The organism is Idiomarina sp. Sol25, from assembly GCF_033052775.1.
GTDB lineage: Bacteria > Pseudomonadota > Gammaproteobacteria > Enterobacterales > Alteromonadaceae > Idiomarina.
This window is the reverse complement of sequence record NZ_JAUPEW010000006.1, coordinates 118,334-133,805: the sequence shown is the minus strand read 5'-3', so window position 1 is coordinate 133,805 and position 15,472 is coordinate 118,334. Positions and strand designations below refer to the sequence as shown.

The following is a 15,472-nucleotide window of genomic DNA, read 5'->3' as shown; positions in this document are numbered from 1 at the left end:
ATAACCCACTGACTTTTAATGTCCATTAACCGACCATAACTCCCCATTTAACGTTAGCGACTGGACTTTTGGATCTTAACTCCTTACAAAGGTAAGACATTTTGAATGAGGCACTACCATGAAAAAGACAACACTGACCTTAGCGGTGGCATCGCTTTTAAGTTTTGCACCGGTGAGCATGGCAGAAGAACAAACCCAGGGCTGGGATGTCAGTAGCCCGCAGGGTGAATTTAAAGACATTGATATCTCGGTTAACTCCGGTACCTGGATGAATGTGGATGTCAGCCCGGACGGTGAATACATTGTATTTGATTTACTGGGTGACATTTATCGCATGCCCTTTGGCGGCGGAGACGCTGAAAAACTTGTGGGCGGTATAGCCTGGCATATGCAGCCGGTTTATTCGCCCAATGGACGTTACATTGCTTTCACTTCGGATCAGGGCGGTGGCGATAATATCTGGGTGATGGATGCCAATGGCAGCAACGTGCGTGCGGTTACCGAAGAAACTTTCCGGTTGTTGAACAGCCCGGCCTGGAGTCCTGATAGCGAATTTCTGGTGGCGCGTAAGCATTATACCGCCAGCCGTTCGTTAGGTGCAGGTGAAGTCTGGATGTACCACCGCAGTGGCGGCTCGGGCGTGCAATTGACGGAACGTCCGAACGACCAGAAAGACTTAGGCGAGCCGGCGTTTTCCCCCGACGGCAAGTACATCTATTTTTCGCAGGATGACACACCGGGCAAAACCTTTCACTACAGTAAAGACTCGCTGGAAGGCATTTACACCATTAAGCGCTTTGAGCGCGAAAGCGGGGAAATTGAAACTCTGATAAGTGGTGCCGGTGGCGCCATTCGTCCGACACCGTCACCCGACGGGCGCTATCTGGCTTACATTAAGCGTGAAGACTTTGACAGCGTGTTGTACGTGCTGGACCTGAAGACCGGCGAACACAAGCGGGTTTACGGGAAGATGGAGCGTGACATGCAGGAAACCTGGGCCATTCACGGTGTTTACCCGACCATGGACTGGACACCGGACTCGAAGCAATTAGTTTTCTGGGCTGGCGGTCACATTCAGAAGCTGAACATTGACGACGGCAACGCGCGCATTATTCCTTTTAGAGTTGAAACCGAAAAGAAAGTACAGCACGCTTTGCGCTTTAAGCAAAACGTTGAAGCTGATGAATTTGACGTAAAAATGTTGCGTATGGCGCAAGTGTCACCGCAGGGCGACTCAGTGATTTACGAAGCTTTGGGTAGTTTGTACCAGCGTTCACTGCCCAATGGGGAACCGCAGCGTTTAACCAATAGCGAAGACTTTGAGCTGTACCCGCAATACTCGCGCGACGGCGAAAGCGTAGTATTTGTTCGCTGGAACGACGAAGCGCAGGCAAAGGTTATTGTTCGCGATATTAGCTCTGGTAATGAGCAGGTGCTGAATACCGGACAGGGTAACTTCGTCGAACCCACGTTCTCCCCGGACGGCAAGCACGTGGTTTACCGCAAAATACGTGGGGGTTACTTAATTTCCGATAAGTTTGGTCTGGAAAACGGTATCTACCGCGTTGCGGTGTCTACCAATGCAGAACCAGAGCAAATAGCAGAAAGTGGACGCTTGCCGCAATACGGTGCACGTAACGACCGGGTTTATTTGATGACACCGGGCGCTAAGCCAACCTTAAGTGCTATCGATTTGCGTACTCTTGAGCAGCGCGAGTTGTATCAGTCGGAGTTGGCTACTGAATTCCGCGTGTCTCCGGACGGCAAGCAACTGGCTTTTGCGGAACGCTTTAAAGTGTTTGTTACGCCTTTAGTTGAGCGCGGCAGCGTTATAAACGTGGGGCCTGGTGATAAACAAATGCCGGTGCATCAACTTTCCGTTCGTGCCGGTGAAAACTTATCCTGGACCGCAAACAGTGATCAGATTTACTGGACATTGGGGCCGGAGCTTTACCATACATCGGTAGCCGAAGCTTTTAATGCTGAAACCGACAGCGAAACCCTGAAAGTAGAAAATGGCCAGAACATTGGTTTTGAACAGGACGCTATGGTACCGGATACCACCGTTGCTTTTGTTGGTGGCCAGGTCATTACCATGAATGGCGATACCGTTTATGAGCAGGGTACCGTGGTGGTTCGAAATAATAAAATTGTAGCGGTTGGCCCTGAAGCAGAGGTGAGTGTGCCTTCTGGTGCTGAAGTGATTGATACCAGCGGTAAAACCGTCATGCCCGGGTTATTCGATGCGCACGCGCACGGTGGTCAGGGCCAGGCGGAAATTATCCCGCAGCAGAACTGGGGGCAGTACGCGAACCTGGCATTTGGTGTGACCTCCATTCACGATCCGTCTAACGACACGACCGAATTTTTTGCGGCCTCAGAACTGCAGAAAGCGGGAAGAATTGCAGCACCACGACTGTTTTCAACCGGCACCATTTTATACGGCGCCAATGGGCCAGGTTACACCTCGCATGTGGATAGCTTAGAAGACGCTAAGTTTCATTTAGAGCGTTTGAAGAAAGTCGGTGCGTTTTCTGTGAAGAGTTATAACCAGCCACGTCGTAACCAGCGTCAACAAGTGGTTGAAGCAGGGCGCGAACTGGAAATGATGGTGGTGCCGGAAGGTGGTTCTTTGCTGCAGCACAATTTAACCATGATTATGGACGGTCACACCACGGTGGAGCATTCACTGCCGGTAGCCAATATCTATGATGATATTCGTCAGTTATGGCAGCAAAGTGACGTGGCTTATACACCAACTCTGGGCGTGGCTTATGGCGGTATCTGGGGTGAGAATTACTGGTATGCGGAAACCGATGTGTGGAAGCATCCTAAGCTGACTCAGTATGTTCCTATGGACTTTTTAGTGGGTAAGGCAATGCGTCGTGAAAAAGCGCCGCATAACCACTATAACCACTTTAATAATGCGGAAGTGGCGACTGAGCTGCAGGACTTAGGTGTTGAAGTGCTCTCTGGTGCTCACGGTCAGCGCGAAGGTTTAGCGCAACACTGGGAAATCTGGATGATGGCGCAGGGCGGTATGGAGCCGCTGGAAGCATTGCGCACAGCTACACTCGACCCGGCAAAAGTCTTTGGTATGGACCACGCTTTAGGGTCACTGGAAGAAGGTAAACTGGCGGATATTATCGTGATTGATGGCAACCCGCTGGAGAACATCCGTGATACCGATAAAGTGACTCATACCATGGTCAATGGCGTACTCTATGACGCCACCACCATGGATCGCTTGCTGCCGGAGCCACGCAAACGTAAGGACTTTTTCTGGGAAGAATAAGCCTTTATTAAGAACCTTATGAAGCTGCCGCGGTTTCGGCGACCACTTGCCGGAACCAGCGGTGGCCTGCATCGTGTTGTAATAGCGGTGACCAGATCATGGTCAGAGTTAACCCCGGTATTTCGAATGGCGGGGCTTTCATGACCAGTTGGTTATCCTGTGAATACAGTTCGGCTGCGCGCGTTGGCAGAGTAGCAACCAGCCCTTGGCGTGCCAGATACATAGCGACATGGTAATTACGGGTAAACACCTTAATTTTTCGGCGTTTGCCCAGTTTATCTAACGCGTCGTCTACCCACCCGAGTTTTTGTACGTCATGCGGATCCATTCCTACGCCCACACCAAAACCGGTTTTACTCACCCAGACGTGCTGAGCCTTTAAGTAATTGTCCAGCGTGTACTCTTCCAGTAATGGATGATCTTTACGGATCAAACAGGAGAACTCATCGCTCCATAAGTTCTTTTGGTGAAACGATTGTGGCAGTTGTTCAAAACGGTTAATGGCTAAATCGACTTTGCCGTTTTCGACATCGTGAAAGCTGATATCGCTGGGGGTCATAATGTCCAGTGAGACATGAGGCGCTTGCTCATCGAGCTTTTCCAGCAGTTTCGGCATGAGTGTAGAAGCGGCGTAATCGGACGCCATAATACGAAACACCTGATCACTGGTGGGAGCGTCAAACTCACGCACCGGCTGGATCATTTCCTCAACCGAATACAATACGCCGCGCAGTGCTTCCTGCATATCCAGCGCACGCTGGGTCGGCACCATGCCCTCGCTGGTGCGCACCAAAATAGGGTCATTCAGCAGGTTGCGAAGACGCTTCAGGCCGTTACTCATGGCGGGCTGGGTGATATTTAGCTGTGCCGCTGCACGGGTAACGTTTTTTTCCCGCAGCAGAACATCAAGGTAAACCAGCAGGTTCAGGTCAATGTCTTTGATGGTATTCATAGCTATCCAGAATAAGTGGGATATAAAAAATCTATCGGGATTATAAATAGGGTGAATGTATAACGCCAGTTTTGTTTCGTTGCCCTGGATTAAGAAACAGACTTGCTTATTTTTATTAACCCACCATAATTAAGTTGTTAATCTTTAATAAATGATATTTGGTGGTTAAAGTGAATAGTGCAAATGGCTTTTTAAAAACGGTTGGGGATCTCATTAAGCGTCAGCGTTCATTAGCCATGGATCAGCAGGATTTCGCCAAGCGGCTGGGCTGCGGCGTCAATACGGTTTACCGTATGGAAAACGGCCATTCAGTTAACTCACTGACATTATTTACCGCCCTGGAATTGTTGGGGTTACTAGAGCATTTTACTCCGGTTCTGGATGATCAGTACGCAAGGGTGGCGCACGCGCCTCAGCGCAAACGCCGAAAAACCTCAGAGGATTTTTCTAATGACTTCTAAGGCGTATGTTTTTATCGAAGGATTAGAGAATGAGCCAGTTATTTGTGGTGTTATTTGGTATGACCCGACCAATAGGATTGGCCGCTTTCGATACGGTCAGTCCTATTTAGCCCGAAACGATGCTTTTGCGCTGGATCCTGTTCACTTGCCGTTAACGGACGAACTATTTGAGACGCGTGCTAACAAAGGGCTGTTTGGTGTTTTGACCGATGCCGGAGCTGATGCCTGGGGACGAAAGTTGATCACCCAGTTACGCACAACCAAGCCCGAAAATGAGTTGGAGTTTTTAATTGCGGGTGCATCCATGGGTGTGGGGGCTATTAGTTTCAGTCTTTCTCAATCAAAATCAAAAGCTAAAGTATCCCGGAATACACTGGATGATATCGATCTGTTACTGGCCGGGAAAAACGCAATTCTGAATTCAGAAAATGTCTCTGTTGAGGTGAAAAAAGCGTTTCAATACGGCGAGTCAATGGGTGGTGCCAGGCCAAAAACCGTGCTTCAGCATAACGGACAAGCTTATTTATTAAAATTTAACCGCCCCGACGACCTCTACAACGTAGCCAGAGTAGAAAGCGCAACAATGACGATGCTAAACGAAGTAGAAGGAGTGAATGTTGCCGGTACTCAGTTACTAGCTGGTGAAGAGGACGTGTTGATGAGCGAGCGATTTGACCGTCGTGGTCTGGATGTTTCGCATCATTTTATTAGTGCTAACTCGCTGTTGGCCGAGGGAAATGTCAGCGAAGCCATGCTAAAGACAACCTACTCCTATGGTGCACTGGCAGAGTATATGAGGAAAACCAGTCAGCGCGCTGAGGATGCAACCGAGCTTTATAAACGTATGGCATTTAATGTGTTTATTGGTAACACCGACGACCACGGTAGAAATCATGCTTTATTCTGGGATTTAAAGTCCGGCGGCTGGAGGCTTTCGCCGGCCTATGATGTACTGCCTATTAATAATAGTCAGCAACATGCTTTGGGGGTTGGTGAATATGGACGTGAAGGCAGTATTGATAATGTCTTGTCGCAATGCCGACGGTTTGGTGTTACGCCTAAAAAAGCGAAGAACATACTCGAGAACATTCGGGAGCTGGTGGGTGAGTGGCCTGTTTATTATAAAGAGAATGGCGTTGCGGATGGTGACATTGAACGATTAAAAGCCGTTATTCCCGAGCCGTCCAAATTTAAGGCCTGAATTAAGGAAGCATTACCATGACAATTAGCCCCGAAACCATGGCAAAAAGTATTCTGGATGGCTTTCATAGTCACTATCGGCGTTTTCAGGCGCTGACTCAGGGGGCACGTGAACGTTTCTTGCAGCGTGACTGGAAGGCGGTTTTGTCGGCAGCTTCAGAGCGTATTCATTATTACGACCATCAGGTGGGCACAACGGCGAAAAAAGTCGAGCGCCGGGTGGGGAATGAGCTTGACGAAAATCTGTGGCGGGCAACTCGGCAACGCTACCAGCAACTGCTGAAGTTTCACCCACAGGCTGAGCTTGCAGAAACCTTTTACAATTCCGTGTTTTGCCGGGTGTTCGACCGGGCCTACTTTAATAACGACTACATTTTTGTAGAAACTGTGCTGGCGAATCATATTCCGGTACCGGTGGAGAACGAATGCCACTCTTACTTTCCGGTGGTTGACGGACTGGAAGGGACACTGACGCGGGTGTTTGAGGATATTGGCCTGGGCGGTGAATTTGAAAGCTTTGAAAATGATATTGAACAGCTGCGCGATAAGTTCTTTGAGCGCGCAACAGAAACCGATATTGAAGCGCATAACCTGCGCATAGATGTTTTGAAGTCGCCGTTTTACCGAAACAAAGCCGCGTATATTGTCGGACGGGTGGTGACTGAGAATAACCATTACCCTTTTATTGTACCGGTGCTGATCAACTCGCAGGGTAAGCTTTATGTGGATGCCTTTATTACCCGGTCGGATCGCATGGCGACCATTTTTGGCTTTGCCCGCTCGTATTTTATGGTCGAAACCGAGGCGCCTTCTGCTTTGGTGCGGTTTTTAAAGGACTTGATGCCGCACAAAACTCTGGCAGAGCTTTACTCGTCGGTGGGGTTTCATAAGCAGGGCAAAACCGAGTTCTACCGGGAATTCTTGCACCATTTGCGCCGCACAGACGACCAGCTGTCTGCTGCCCCCGGTGTTAAAGGCATGGTTATGACGGTGTTTACGTTGCCGTCTTTTCCTTATGTGTTTAAAGTCATTAAAGACCGCTTGGGCGGCACCAAGGAGTTTGGCCGCCAGACGGTAATTGATCGTTACCGCATGGTGAAGCGGCATGACCGGGTGGGGCGTATGGCCGATACTTTGGAGTTTGTCGATGTGGCGTTGCCGCTTAAGCGAATATCTGCCGACTTACTGGACGAGTTTAAGCAAACCATTGCTAATTCTATTTCAATAGAAGGTGACACTCTGATCATTCACCAGTTGTTTGTTGAGCGCCGAATGACGCCGCTGAATTTGTACTTAGAATACGCCAATGACGAGGAAGTGGATGCGGCGATGGACGACTACGGCCGGGCGTTAAAAGAAATGATGGCGGCGAATATTTTCCCCGGCGACATGTTACTGAAAAACTTTGGTGTCACACGCCATAAACGTGTGGTGTTTTATGACTACGACGAAGTGCGGTATTTAACGGATATGAGTTTCAGACGTTTGCCGGAAAACGACTGGGAGGTTTCCTACGCACCGAATGATGTTTTCCCGCAGCAGCTGGCGCAGTTTGCGGTGCCGCAGGCAAAGTACCGCGACAAGCTATTGAAGCGTCATCCTGAATTGATTGACCCGGCTTACTGGTGCCGCGTGCAAAAAAACATCCGCAAGGGTGAGCTTACGGATGTCTTTCCTTATGATGCTGACTTGCGCTTTACGCGGAGGTTTTAAACTGGTCTTCCTCGGTTGAGCCTTTCAGTGCGGTGACTGAGGAAACCCCACCCTGAATAACGTTGGTCAGCTCGTCAAAGTAACCGGTACCCACTTCCTGTTGGTGCGCCACAAAGGTGTAGCCTTTGTCGGCTGCTTCAAACTCTTGTTGCTGTAGTTTAACGTAGGCTGACATGTCGTTGCGGGCATAATCATGTGCCAGCTCAAACATGTGATACCACATGTTGTGCACACCGGCCAAAGTAATAAACTGGAACTTGTAACCCATTTCGGCAAGCTCACGTTGGAACTTAGCAATGGTTTCGTCGTCCAGGTTGCGTTTCCAGTTAAACGATGGCGAACAGTTGTAGGCGAGCAATTTGCCCGGATACTTGGCGTGAACCGCCTCAGCAAACTGGCGTGCTTCGTCTAAGTCGGGCTTAGCGGTTTCGCACCAAATGAGGTCGGCAAACGGCGCATAAGCTAAGCCGCGTGAAATGGCTTGTTCAATACCTGGCTTCACGCGATAGAAACCTTCTGCGGTACGTTCTCCGGTAATGAAAGGCTTATCGTTGGGGTCAAAGTCGGAGGTTAGCAAGTCAGCAGCATTGGCGTCAGTACGGGCGACAATGAGTGTCGGTGTACCGGCAACATCCGCAGCTAAACGTGCGGCGGACAGCTTCTGTACCGCTTCCTGCGTTGGTACTAATACCTTCCCGCCCATGTGCCCACATTTTTTCACTGAGGCCAGCTGGTCTTCAAAATGCACGCCAGCAGCACCGGCTTGGATCATGCGCTTCATCAGCTCGTAAGCATTGAGGACGCCGCCAAATCCTGCTTCAGCATCAGCGACAATTGGCGCAAAGTAGTCAACGTAATTGTCGTCTTCCGGTGTTATGCGTTTCGACCACTGAATCTGGTCGGCACGGGCAAAAGAGTTATTGATGCGCTCTACCACGGTTGGTACTGAGTCGACCGGATACAGCGATTGATCTGGGTACATGCTGCAGGCCGAGTTGTTGTCAGCCGCTACCTGCCAGCCGGAAAGGTAAATGGCCTGCAGACCCGCTTTAACTTGCTGCACCGCTTGACCACCGGTTAAAGCACCCAACGCGTTCACATAGTCTTTGCCGAATTTTTCCTGTGCTTTGCCGTGAATGAGCTGCCACAGTTTATCGGCGCCATTGCGGGCATAGGTGTATTCTGGCTGCACGCTACCACGAAGGCGCACCACATCTTCAGCGCTGTAAGGGCGTTCAACACCTTTCCAGCGTGGGTCGGTGTCCCATTGCTTTTGTAATTCTTTAACTTGTTGTGCGAAAGAAAGATTCTGGGTTGTCATAAATAATGTCCTTGTTGTTCTTTAATCGTTATTAGTTGAGTTGTTGGTAGCCGGGCAGGGTCAGAAAGTCGACCAGCTCGTCGGCTGTGGTAATTTCTTCCAGCAGGCTTAGGGCCTGGGAGAAGGGTTCGTTGTTCCAGCGCTGTTCACCGACTTCGTTTTTCACCACGTCTGCTTCTTCGCGCAGGTATTGTCGGAACAGCTCTTTGGTGACCGGGGTGTTATCGAAAAGCGATTTGCCGTGGCGTATCCACTGCCAGATGGAGGTACGCGAAATCTCTGCGGTGGCGGCGTCTTCCATCAGGCCGTAGATAGGAACGCAGCCTTTGCCGTTCAGCCACGACGCAATGTATTGCAGTGACACCCGAATGTTGGTTCGCATGCCGGCTTCGGTGCGTTCACCATCGCAGGGTTGAAGTAGCAAAGCTTGATCAATTTCGGTGTCGTTTTCACGCACTACATGAAGCTGGTTGTCGCCTTCAATACCATCGACAAAAATTTTGCGTACGGTATCAGCAAGCCCGGGGTGGGCAATCCAGGTGCCGTCGTGGCCGTTGTCACGTTCCATGGTTTTATCAGCATGAACTTTAGCCAGAATTTTTTCATTTTCGGCCGGATCTTTGCTGGGAATAAAGGCCGCCATACCACCCATAGCCAAAGCCCCGCGCTGGTGACAGGTTTTTACTAACAAGCGTGAATAAGCATTAAGAAAAGGCTTGTCCATGCTCACCACCTGGCGGTCGGGCAACACTCGCTCCGGATGCTCTTTCAGGGTTTTGATGTAGCTGAAAATGTAGTCCCAGCGGCCGCAGTTAAGTGCGGCAATGTGGTCTTTTATGGCGTGCAGTATTTCGTGCATTTGAAAAACCGCAGGCAGGGTTTCAATCAGTATGGTGGCGCGAATGGTGCTGGTTTTCAGGCTGAACTTTTTCTCGGTGAAGTGAAAAACATCGGCCCACCATTTGGCTTCGTCGCTGTGCTCCAGCTTGGGCAGGTAGTAATACACACCAGTGCCTTGCTGCAGCCGCTGTTGGTAATTCAGCAGAAAGTACAGCGCAAAATCCATTAACGCGCCGGGAATTGGTTGACCATTACGCTGTACGTGTTTCTCCGGTAGGTGCAGGCCGCGAACCCGTGCAATCAGCAATGCCGGATCAGGGGCGACTTCATAATGTTTGCCGCTGTCGGGGTCGGTGTAGGTCATGCCGCCAATGTTGGCGTCACGCAGGTTAATTTGACCATTGACCATGCCTTCCCAGGTAGGTGACTGGGAATCTTCAAAGTCGGCCATGTAGCAGTCGACATTGGCATTCAGTGCGTTGATGACCATCTTGCGGTCCACCGGTCCGGTAATTTCTAAGCGGCGTTTCTTCAAATCTGCCGGCAGTTCGGCAATGCGCCAGTCTCCCTCTCGGATGTCTTGAGTGGCAGCATCAAAATCAGGCAACTGACCCTGGTCAAATTGCGCCTGACGTTGCTGGCGCTTCTTCAACAGCGACTCTAACTGTGGTTGAAAGGTATCGACTAACTCAGCGAGAAACGACTGATTCTCGTCGCTGAACAAGGCTTTTGCATTGTCATCAAGCGGCTGACTGAAGTGAAATAGGTTGTTCATTTTTGAATCCGTTGTTATTAGTTTGTTAACACGGATTTAGATTAGCCGCTGGTCTAACCATTAGTCTAATTTATGCAGTTAATTAGCAGTATTCAGGAAGGTTATTTTAGTTGAGATAGGTTCTGTGGCTAAAATTCGAACGGGGCCATTGCGGCCCCGTCTATAGATTAACTTGCAATTTTTAAACTCTAAAACGCTTAACCAGTTCATTAAGGTCAACTGCCAGGCGCGACAGCTCGCGGCTTGAGGCATTGGTTTGCTCTGAGCCGGAAGCTGTTGAATTAGACAGATCACGAATGCTGACCAGGTTTTTATCAACATCGCGCGACACATTTGCCTGCTCTTCTGCGGCACTGGCTATGGACGTGTTGTGATTGTTTATTTCACTTACGGCCGTGGCAATTAACTGCAGTGCTTCACCGGCTTCACGTGCCACGTCCAGAGTCTTAGTAGCACGCTCTAAGCTCTTGTCCATAGTGGCTACAGAACGGTCGCTGGATTCATTAATAGCTTTAACCATGTCTTCAATCTCAACAGTGGACTGCTGTGTCTTGTGAGCTAAAGAACGAACTTCATCCGCAACAACGGCAAACCCGCGTCCTGATTCACCTGCACGGGCCGCTTCTATTGCGGCATTCAGTGCCAGCAAGTTGGTTTGCTCTGCAATACCGCTAATAACTTCAAGTACTTTGGTAATGCTCTTAACTTTTTCCGCAAGCTCTGTCACGTTACCTGAAGAGTCTCCTATTTCCTGAGACAACTCTTCAATAGCACGGACCGTTTTACGTACGCTGTCATTACCTTGTTGCGCTTGTTGATTTGCTTCGTCAGAAGCTTCCGAAGCGTTTTGGGCATCCTGCGCAACGGTTTCAACGGCCGTGGTCAGCTCATTTACAGCTGTTGCTGCCTGTTCTAATTCTTCAGACTGCTGCTGAATAGTCCGGGTGGACTCTTCTGTCACTGAGCTTAGCTCTTCAGAGGTTGACGCTAACTGCTCCGACGACTCCGATATGGTGGTAATGGAATTGCGCAACTCTGTTTGCGTTCGTTCTAGTTGACGAAGCAGGTGCGCTGGCTCGTCGTTGCCGACAATTTCAATGCGTTGTGTTAAGTCGCGCTTAGCAATGCTTTCAGCAAAATCAACAGCAGCACTAATAGGTGACACAATACTGCGGGTTAGCACAACAGCGAATACAGCGAGTAATGCGATAGCAATGACGAGTACAATGATAACCGCCAGGTTGGCATTTTCGGCTACGCCGTGTGCGTTACTTGCAGCATCATCAATAAGAGTGCTTTCTCTACTGTGAAGTTCTTCTAACTTATCAGTAATTTTATTGGTCAGCGGAAGTATGCTGTTTTCTCTTATCGAGGCAATAGCATCTTCAAGTCCCGCATCAACCAGCTTATTGAATTGCTCGTTTAACTGCCAATATTCTTTATCAAGCGCCTTATATTCATTAAATAATTCTTGCGCCCGAGAATCCTCTATAACACTTTCGTATTCGCTCTGGTTACGCTTAAGTGAATCAATTGCATCGGAAAGCTTTGCTTTATAGTTTGTTAAACGGTCAGCGTCATTTATATAGCTGGAAACGTTGGCTGAATGAATTCGCACCAAAAGAAAATCACGGTTTATATCATTTACGTTGTCCAGCGCCGGCATTTGTTTATCGGTTATAGTCGTTATTTCGTTAGAAATAACCCCAACCCGGTTTAGTGCAAAAATTCCGAGAATAAGGATGAGTATACCGACCAGTCCGAAAGCGACACTCGCTCGCAGACCTATAGAAATTTGTCGTATCATGGCGTGTTCCTTTGTTTAATCACCGCAATTATTTGATTGTAGCAAACTCATCAGTGCTTAAGCTTGCCGTATCCTTTTGTGGTCTATCGGCAGCTAACCCGAAAAACAATAACTTTTTAGTAAGTTTTTTAGTTTTTCTTGAGTTGGCTTGATGGTTTCGGTCAATAGAAATTCATCGGGTTGATGTGCCTGGCGTATTGATCCCGGCCCCATTACCAGGGTTTCACAGCCCAATGCCTGAAGAAAAGGCGCTTCAGTGCAGTAGTTAACCGCCTGTGCCTGAGTTTTCGAAATTTTCTCTGCTAATTGCACTAATGCGGAGTCGGTATTTTGCTGAAAGGCGGGTATTGGGTGGTGCAGTGAAATGAGCTCAATTGACCCTGGGTAACGGGCCTGAATAGTCTCCGTTGCCTGGTGCAGGTGGGCGTATAGCTCATCAACAGACAAGCCCGGTAGCGGGCGAATGTCCAGGTGTAGCTCACAGCAGCCACAAATGCGGTTGGCGTTGTCGCCGCCATGAATGTGGCCAAAGTTCATGGTCGGTTGTGGTACCGTAAAGTTTGAATCTGAATATTTATGCTTAAAATCTTCTTTTAGTTTCATGAGTGCTGAAATGACTTCGTGCATCAGTTCTATGGCGTTAATACCCAGTGCCGGATCTGAACTGTGGCCGGAGCGTCCGGTAATGCGAATAACTTCGCTCATGTGGCCTTTGTGTGCGTATACCGGGCGCATATCTGTGGGTTCGCCTATTACGCAGTAGTCGGGTTTGAGGTTGGCAAAGCGACTCACTTCACGGGCGCCGTTCATAGTGGTTTCTTCGTCAGCGGTGGCCAGTATCATCACGGGTTTGCTTTGCTGCGTTGCGTCCAGCTCACTCAGAGCCTGAATAACAAAAGCAAAAAATCCTTTCATATCAATGCTGCCAAGGCCGTACCAGCGGTTGTCCTGCTCGGTGAGTTTAAAAGGGTCAAAGTTCCAGCGGCTGGCATCGTAAGGCACGGTGTCAGTATGTCCGGACAGCAGCAACCCGCCACTTCCTGCCCCTCGACGCGCCAGTAAATTGAACTTTCCCGGCTGACTTTGCAGCTCATTGATTTCGCACTCAAAGCCTAATACTTCCAACCATTCAGCCAGTAAGTTCACAACCTTCTGGTTGCTGTGATCCCACTTCGGGTCGATAGAGCTGATGGAAGGCTGTGCAATGAGTTGCTGATACATTGAGAAGAATGATGGTAAGGCAGGGGTACTCATGATAGTTAATCCTTAATATAATTATTCACTATTATTGCATAAGTATATTTATTCGGTTATTCTGCATTTTTACTCAGAAACAGCAACAGGTTTTTGTCGCATGCAGTATATAGCAGCGCAGTCTCAGTCAGTCGCAATAATCGGAGCCAGCGGTTACGTCGGCGTCGAACTAACCCGTTTGGTGCAACAACATCCGGCGCTTAGTCTTTTGGGTTGTTATGTCTCTGAGCATAGCAGTGATGCAGGCTCGTTGTTGAGTGATTTACACCCCCAACATGCACATTTAGTGAAACTTTCGTTGCAGGGCTTATCCCGTCATGAAAAAGAGCTCATTAAGAGCTCAGCTGACACTGTGTTCTTGTGTACTGATCATGGTGTGAGTGTGGAGCTGGCGCCTGAGTTTCTGGCTGCCGGTTTGAAAGTCATAGACCTGTCCGGTGGCTTTCGCTTAAACAGGGTTGAAGATTACCCGGCATTTTATGGCTTTGAGCACGAGCAGAATCAGTGGCTACAACAAGCGACTTATGGGCTGGCGGAGTGCTACCCGGATGAGATAGCCGCAGCGCAGTTAGTCGCGGTGCCCGGCTGTTACCCAACTGCAGCCCTAATGGCATTGCTTCCGGTAAAGCAAGCCGGTTTACTCAGCGACAATAAAATTATTATTAATGCGGTATCCGGCGTTACCGGTGCGGGTCGAAAAGCCGCGCTGACGAGTCATGGGGCAGAGCTATCTTTACAAGCTTACGGACTGTTTGAGCATCGCCATACTCCGGAAATTGCTCAACAGTTACAACACGAAGTTTTATTCACTCCGCATTTAGCGCAGTTTCCGCGCGGTATTCTGGCAACTTTATACGCTGAACTTAATGATGACGTTAGCGACGCTGATCTAGATAAAGCTTACCAATGCTATGTGGAGCAGCCTTTGGTTCGTTTTGAAAAACAAGCGCGGCCAGCCATTAAAAATGTGGTGCAGCAACCCTTTGTGGATATTGGCTGGCACCGGCAGGACAACCAGCTTATTGCTTTTTCGGCTATTGATAACTTGCTAAAAGGTGCTGCCAGTCAGGCCATTCAATGCATAAACTTGCAACTGGGTTTGCCGGTAGAAGAGGGGTTGATATGAGGGTGATTAAGCTGGGCGGCAGCATACTTGAGCAACCCGAAGAAATGAAAGCGTTGTTTGAGTCTCTGGTCGATACACAAAATAAAACGGTCATTGTGCACGGCGGCGGGGCTTTGGCTCAGCAATGGCTGTCTACCGCAGGCTTAAAAAGCGAAAAGCATGAAGGGCTCAGAGTCAGTCCTGAACAACACATGCCATACATAGTGGGTGCTTTGGCGGGTTGTGCGAATAAACAGCTGATGTCTCAGGCAATAGCTACCGGTATAAGGCCCATTGGTTTAACCCTGCATGAGGCGGGTATTTCTTGTCGTCGCCAGTCTGCCGCGCTGGGCCAGGTAGGTACGTGCGAGCTGTTTGAGTCAGGGTTAATTACTAACCTGCTCAAATGCGGTTATCTGCCATTAATAAGCTCGATTGGCTTCGGCAAAAAAGGTGACTGGTTTAACGTTAACGCCGATGACGCCGCCGTAGCCGTTGCTGCAAACTACCACGCCGATTTATTGCTTTTGACCGACGTTGAAGGCGTGCTCGACAGCGAGGGCAGACTGATAGAGCAGCTGAACACCCGCAGCATTGATGAGCTGACAAAAGCCGGTGTGATTCAAAACGGTATGTTGGTAAAAGTCCGCGGCGCGCTGGAAGCGGCCAGACACTTGCGACGATCTGTGCGAATAGGAAGTTGGAATGCAGTTAATAAACCCGATTCAGGTACACAGATTAGTGAGTAA

At 49.2% G+C, this 15,472-nt stretch carries 11 protein-coding genes; 6 read left to right on the top strand and 5 right to left on the bottom strand.

Annotation, left to right across the window (positions count from 1 at the left end):
- Nucleotides 1-118: 118 nt before the first annotated feature.
- Entirely contained in the window at nt 119-3,295 is a 3,177-nt protein-coding gene (locus tag Q5L94_RS10180; RefSeq protein ID WP_317498299.1) for an amidohydrolase family protein, read from the top strand.
- Nucleotides 3,296-3,311: 16 nt separating this feature from the next.
- On the opposite strand, the gene Q5L94_RS10175 is transcribed toward Q5L94_RS10180, so the two are convergent.
- Complete coding sequence (locus Q5L94_RS10175) at nt 3,312-4,247, bottom strand: LysR family transcriptional regulator (RefSeq protein WP_317498298.1); 936 nt, start codon at nt 4,245-4,247, stop codon at nt 3,312-3,314.
- Nucleotides 4,248-4,417: 170 nt separating this feature from the next.
- Between Q5L94_RS10175 and Q5L94_RS10170 the strand changes: the two genes are divergently transcribed.
- Genes Q5L94_RS10170 through aceK form a run of 3 tightly spaced genes read left to right on the top strand, consistent with a single transcriptional unit; the run spans nt 4,418 to nt 7,621 of the window.
- Entirely contained in the window at nt 4,418-4,708 is a 291-nt protein-coding gene (locus tag Q5L94_RS10170) for a helix-turn-helix transcriptional regulator (protein WP_317498297.1), read from the top strand.
- Nucleotides 4,698-5,909, top strand: coding sequence for a type II toxin-antitoxin system HipA family toxin (locus tag Q5L94_RS10165; protein WP_317498296.1), 1,212 nt, complete (start codon nt 4,698-4,700; stop codon nt 5,907-5,909). The genes Q5L94_RS10170 and Q5L94_RS10165 overlap by 11 nt, the downstream gene beginning before the upstream one ends.
- Nucleotides 5,910-5,926: 17 nt before the next feature.
- A complete protein-coding gene (gene aceK, locus Q5L94_RS10160) occupies nt 5,927-7,621 on the top strand; it encodes a bifunctional isocitrate dehydrogenase kinase/phosphatase (RefSeq protein WP_317498295.1) in 1,695 nt (564 codons plus the stop codon).
- Here aceK and aceA read toward each other — a convergent pair.
- From aceA to argE, 4 genes are all read right to left on the bottom strand, one after another.
- Complete coding sequence (gene aceA / locus Q5L94_RS10155; RefSeq protein WP_317498294.1) at nt 7,605-8,942, bottom strand: isocitrate lyase; 1,338 nt, start codon at nt 8,940-8,942, stop codon at nt 7,605-7,607. The genes aceK and aceA overlap by 17 nt on opposite strands.
- Before the next feature lie 31 nt (nt 8,943-8,973).
- Nucleotides 8,974-10,557 carry a malate synthase A gene (aceB, locus tag Q5L94_RS10150; RefSeq protein ID WP_317498293.1) on the bottom strand — a complete coding sequence of 528 codons (1,584 nt, stop codon included), beginning with the start codon at nt 10,555-10,557 and terminating at the stop codon, nt 8,974-8,976.
- A 181-nt stretch (nt 10,558-10,738) separates the two neighbouring features.
- Complete coding sequence (locus Q5L94_RS10145; protein WP_317498292.1) at nt 10,739-12,364, bottom strand: methyl-accepting chemotaxis protein; 1,626 nt, start codon at nt 12,362-12,364, stop codon at nt 10,739-10,741.
- A gap of 93 nt (nt 12,365-12,457) precedes the next feature.
- The gene (argE, locus tag Q5L94_RS10140) at nt 12,458-13,618 is read right to left on the bottom strand and encodes an acetylornithine deacetylase (RefSeq protein ID WP_317498291.1); all 1,161 of its coding nucleotides are present in this window, start codon (nt 13,616-13,618) and stop codon (nt 12,458-12,460) included.
- Between the two features lie 100 nt (nt 13,619-13,718).
- Here argE and argC point away from each other — a divergent pair, with 100 nt between their 5' ends.
- Nucleotides 13,719-14,744 (top strand): N-acetyl-gamma-glutamyl-phosphate reductase, encoded by a 1,026-nt coding sequence (gene argC / locus Q5L94_RS10135; RefSeq protein ID WP_317498290.1) that lies wholly within the window; start codon nt 13,719-13,721, stop codon nt 14,742-14,744.
- The gene (argB, locus tag Q5L94_RS10130) at nt 14,741-15,472 is read left to right on the top strand and encodes an acetylglutamate kinase (RefSeq protein ID WP_317498289.1); all 732 of its coding nucleotides are present in this window, start codon (nt 14,741-14,743) and stop codon (nt 15,470-15,472) included. The genes argC and argB overlap by 4 nt, the downstream gene beginning before the upstream one ends.